This is a genomic window from Kitasatospora sp. MY 5-36 (genome assembly GCF_001182915.1).
Classification (GTDB): Bacteria; Actinomycetota; Actinomycetes; order Streptomycetales; family Streptomycetaceae; genus Kitasatospora.
Genome location: NZ_LFVW01000806.1, coordinates 1 through 4,263, shown reverse-complemented (window position 1 = coordinate 4,263; position 4,263 = coordinate 1). Strand labels below are relative to the sequence as shown.

The following is a 4,263-nucleotide window of genomic DNA, read 5'->3' as shown; positions in this document are numbered from 1 at the left end:
CGTCCAGCTGCTCGCCGACGCCGGGGAGCCGGCCGACGCGCCGCTGGTGGTGGCCGGGCTGCGCCGGTGGATCTCCGTGCGCGGGGTCAGCGGTACCGGGCTCGGGTCGCTGGTCGACGGTGCGGGGCGGCTGGCCGCCGCCGACGCCGTCCCGGTCCTGCGCCACGTCTACGGGGAGGCCGCCTCCTCCGAGCTGCGCGGACGCGCCGCCCAGGCGCTGGCCGCGACCGACGTGCACTTTCCCGAGGGGCCCGCCGTCGAGTGCCTCTGGGACTGCGAGGAGTCCACGCGTGAGCTCGCCGCGCGCCATGTCGCCACCACGGGCGACGCGCGTGTGCTGGAGCGGTTGCGCAGGCTCGCCGCCGACCCGGCCGAGGAGGCCGAGGTCCATGCCGCCGTACGCGGCCGACTGACCGCCGCCCGGGAGTTCGGGCGTTAGGGTCCACAACGTTCGGTGGGCCGGGACACCGTGTCGGTGTCCCGGCCCACTCGTTTCCGCGGGTCCTGGTTTGTGGAACCCGGTTCTACTTCACCGCGCCCGCGTCCGGAGTCAGGACGCCGCCGACGACCAGTCCGATGATCAGAACGCCGAGCAGCACCCGGTAGACGACGAACGGCAGGAAGCTGTGCGTCGAGATGTACTTCAGGAACCAGGCGATCGCCGCGTAGCCGACCAGGAAGGCGATCACGGTGGCCAGGATGGTCGGCCCCCAGGCCGGGGCCGGGCCCTCGCCGATCTTGAACAGCTCCAGCGCCCCGGAGGCGAGCACCGCCGGGATGGCGAGCAGGAACGAGTAGCGGGCCGCCGCCTCCCGGCTGTAGCCGAGCAGCAGACCCGCGCTGATCGTGCCGCCGGAACGGGAGACGCCCGGGATCAGCGCCAGTGCCTGGGCGAAGCCGTAGACACCCGCGTGCGGCAGCGTGAGGTCGGTGATCGGACGGGCGTGGCGGACGGCCCGGGTGCGGTCGGCGAAGGCCAGGATCAGGCCGAAGACGATCAGCGTGGTGCCGATGATCCGCAGGTCGCGCAGGTGGGTCTCGATGGTGTCCTGGAACAGCTTGCCCAGGATGCCGATCGGCAGGGTGCCGATGATCACGAACCAGCCCATCCGCGCGTCCGGGTCCGAGCGCAGCGCCGGCCGGAACAGGGACAGTGCCCAGGTCTTGATGATCGAGGCGATGTCCCGGCGGAAGTAGATCAGCACCGCCGTCTCGGTGCCGAGCTGGGTGACGGCCGTGAAGGCCGCACCCGGGTCGTCCCAGCCGAGCAGGGCCGAGAAGACCCGCAGGTGGGCGCTGGAGGAGACCGGCAGGAACTCGGTGAGCCCCTGGATCAGGCCGAGGACGGCCCCGTGGAACCAATCGATCACCGGGCACCCGCCGGGGGTATCCGTCGGGCGAGGGGCAGGGGCGGCATGGGCGGGTCCTTGCGGGTCGGATGGGCGTGCGGGACCACCGTGACCCGCCCGGCCCGCGGGCCGCGCGCGAGCCCGGCGCGCGGCTGATGGTACGGGGTGAAAGTGACAGTTCTTTGTTCACCCTTTGTTCCGGCTTTGCGCACAGGGCCCCTGCCGCTCCGGCGGTGGCCGGGAGCTACAGCACCGGCCGCGCCCGGACCCAGGTGCGGTCCGCCGTCAGGTAGCGCTCGACCACCAGACCGGCCTCCGCGAGCGCCCGCTCGAACGCCTCGGTGCTGAGCGGTCGGGACAGGAAGGTCTGGGTCCAGGTGCCGTCCGGGAAGACGTACTCGAACCGCACGGAGTTGACGCCGTCGCCGACCGGCGTGGCGGAGACCAGCCGGGCCCGCCCGTCCGGGCCGATCGGGCTCTCCCTCGGCACGTTCCGGTGCCAGTCCTCGCCCTCGCGCTGCACCAGTACGCAGCCGTCCTCGGCGACGTGCCGGCGGCAGGTCTCCAGCAGGCCCCGGCGGACCGTCACGTCACCGGCGTGCACCAGGAAGGAAGCGAGCATGACGACGTCGAAGCGCTCGCCGAGGTCCAGCGCCTCGATCGGGCCGCGCACCGTGCGGACGTCCGGGCGGACCCGGGCCAGCATGTCGGCGGACTCGTCCACGGCCGTCACGGTGAAGCCCCGGTCGGTCAGCGGGTGCGTCATCCGGCCCACGCCGCAGCCGAGTTCGAGGATGTGCGCGCCGGGCGGCACCGCCGCCTCGATCACGTCCGGGGCGTCGCCCGCGGGGAGGCGGGTCCACACTTCGACGGCGCAGCCGTCCGGGGTGATCGCACCCTTGCCCGTCCCGTCGTAGCCATCGCGTCGTTCGTCTGCCATGCCGTTCATCGGAACACGGACGGGTGGGCGGGGGAAGAGGGCGTCGGCAGGCCGCGCGGGCCGCGGCGTGTTCGGGGCCCGGTCTACCGGGGGCCGTCCGCCAGGTCGGCCAGGGTCGCGTGCAGCCAGGCGAGTTCGGCCTCGGTGGTGGCGCGGGCGACGAGCAGCAGGCCGCGCCGGAAGGGGTCGTCGAACTCCTCGGCGCCGATCGGGCGGTCGCCCTCGTAGAAGAAGCTGGCCGGCTCGGCGAGGAAGGCCAGTCGGCGGCGGAGCACGGCGGCCTGGGCGGCGGGGTCGGCGAGGTGCCGCAGGAAGGCGAGCAGGGTGAACCAGCGGTTCTCGTCGCTGACGTCGAGCGGTTCGGGCTCGCGCAGCCGGTCGAGCAGCGCGGCGCGGCCGGCCCCGGTGAGGTGCAGGGTGTGCCGGGGTGCGGCGGCGCTGCCCGGCTCGGTCTCGCGGACCAGCAGGCCGTCGGCCTCCAGACGCTTGATCGCGGGGTAGAGCGTGCCGTCGCTGATCGGTCGGACGTGCCCGGTGAGCGCGGCGAGGTGGCGGCGCAGCTCGTAGCCGTGCAGGGGGCGGTCGTACAGGAATCCGAGGATGGCGAGCTTCAGCATGGGGCCACTCTCTCAGATCCGTCCCTCGGGGCATGGGTATCTCGCTATCGCGATACCTCGTGTTCGAGGTATGGTCCTGCTCGTCCGCCGGAAACCCCGGGCCGGCACCCCGGGCCGGCCCCCAGGAATGAGGAGCGAGTGAGCATGCGCGAGGCCCCCGTCACCCCGAACGGCGACCGGATCCGCTGGGTCGAGCTGCCCGGCGCCGAGCCGGTCCGGCTCTACCTGCACGGGCTCGGCTCCAGCTCGCCGGCCTACTTCGCGGCCGCCGCCGCCCACCCGCTGCTGGCCGGGCGGCGCTCGCTGCTGCTGGACCTGCTCGGCTTCGGCCTCAGCGACCGGCCGACGGACTTCGGCTACACGCTGGAGGAGCACGCGGACGCGGTCGCGGCGGCGGTCGCGGCCGCCGGGCCGGACCGGGTCGAGGTGGTCGGCCACAGCATGGGCGGGGCGGTCGCGATCGTCCTCGCCCGGCGGCACCCGCACCTCGTCGAGCGGCTGCTCCTGGTGGACGCCAACCTGGACCGGATCGACCCCGACCGGCGCCGGCCCGGCAGCAGCGGCATCGCGGCCTACGACGAGGAGGAGTTCCTGGCCGGCGGCCTGGGCGAAGTCGCCGAGCGGGTCGGCCCGTTCTGGTGGTCCACCATGCGGCTGGCCGGGGCGGAGGCGCTCCACCGCAGCGCCCGCCACCTCGCCCGGGCGACCGAACCGACCATGCGCGAGCTGCTGCTCGGCCTCGACCTCCCGCGCACCTTCCTCCATCCGGCGGCGGACGGCGAGCCCGCTGGCGCCGACGCCCTCCGTGCGGCCGGAGTGCGGGTGGTCGCGGTGCCGGACTGCGGGCACAACATCATGATCGACAACCCGGACGGCTTCGCGGCCGCCGCGGCGGAGGCGCTGGAACAGGGGTGAGCGGGGTCGTGGGTCGCCCGGTGCTCCCGCTCAGCGCTCCCGCAGGGGCACGAAGCGCACCGGCGTCCCCGGCCGGGCCTGGGCGGCGGCCGCGAGGTCGGCGGTCGGCACGACGCCGATCACCGGATAGCCGCCGGTGGTCGGATGGTCGGCCAGGAACACCACCGGCCGGCCGTCCGGCGGAATCTGCACCGCGCCCAACACCATTCCCTCGCTGGGCAGTTCGCCGTCCCGGGCGCGCGCGACCGGCGGGCCCTCGGTGCGCAGCCCGACCCGGTTGCCGGTCGGGGAGACCAGGTACCGGTCGCGGCCGAGGCGGGCCACCGCCTCCGGGGTGAACCAGTCCGCGCGCGGTCCGAGCCGCAGCCGCAGCACCAGTTCGGCCGGGGGAGCGGGCAGCGGCACCAGCTCGGGCCGGGCCCGGTACGGCGGCGGGGTGCCG

The 4,263-nt window shown here is 74.6% G+C and carries 4 protein-coding genes and 2 pseudogenes; 2 read left to right on the top strand and 4 right to left on the bottom strand.

Going from position 1 to position 4,263, the window contains the following annotated elements; translation table 11 throughout:
* Window positions 1-439, top strand: a pseudogene (locus AE652_RS36420) (HEAT repeat domain-containing protein); the annotation flags it as partial.
* An 85-nt stretch (window positions 440-524) separates the two neighbouring features.
* Here the strand turns inward: AE652_RS36420 and AE652_RS36415 are convergent.
* The 3 genes from AE652_RS36415 to AE652_RS36405 all read right to left on the bottom strand — a co-directional run bounded on the left by AE652_RS36415 (window position 525) and on the right by AE652_RS36405 (window position 2,906).
* Window positions 525-1,367, bottom strand: coding sequence for an undecaprenyl-diphosphate phosphatase (locus AE652_RS36415; RefSeq protein ID WP_049659308.1), 843 nt, complete (start codon window positions 1,365-1,367; stop codon window positions 525-527).
* 226 nt (window positions 1,368-1,593) lie between these two features.
* Entirely contained in the window at window positions 1,594-2,289 is a 696-nt protein-coding gene (locus AE652_RS36410; RefSeq protein WP_049659303.1) for a trans-aconitate 2-methyltransferase, read from the bottom strand.
* 83 nt (window positions 2,290-2,372) lie between these two features.
* Entirely contained in the window at window positions 2,373-2,906 is a 534-nt protein-coding gene (locus AE652_RS36405) for a PadR family transcriptional regulator (RefSeq protein WP_049659302.1), read from the bottom strand.
* A 144-nt stretch (window positions 2,907-3,050) separates the two neighbouring features.
* Here AE652_RS36405 and AE652_RS36400 point away from each other — a divergent pair, with 144 nt between their 5' ends.
* On the top strand, window positions 3,051-3,821 hold the full coding sequence (locus AE652_RS36400) for an alpha/beta fold hydrolase (RefSeq protein WP_049659300.1): 771 nt from the start codon (window positions 3,051-3,053) through the stop codon (window positions 3,819-3,821).
* A gap of 30 nt (window positions 3,822-3,851) precedes the next feature.
* Here AE652_RS36400 and AE652_RS36395 read toward each other — a convergent pair.
* Window positions 3,852-4,263: pseudogene (locus tag AE652_RS36395) on the bottom strand (allophanate hydrolase subunit 2 family protein); the annotation flags it as partial.

Bases quoted from the DNA above. Each gene is read 5' to 3' on its own strand.
- AE652_RS36410 (WP_049659303.1), bottom strand. From the start codon at position 2,289: ATGGCAGACGAACGACGCGATGGCTACGACGGGACGGGCAAGGGTGCG.
- AE652_RS36405 (WP_049659302.1), bottom strand. From the start codon at position 2,906: ATGCTGAAGCTCGCCATCCTCGGATTCCTGTACGACCGCCCCCTGCAC.
- AE652_RS36400 (WP_049659300.1), top strand. From the start codon at position 3,051: ATGCGCGAGGCCCCCGTCACCCCGAACGGCGACCGGATCCGCTGGGTC.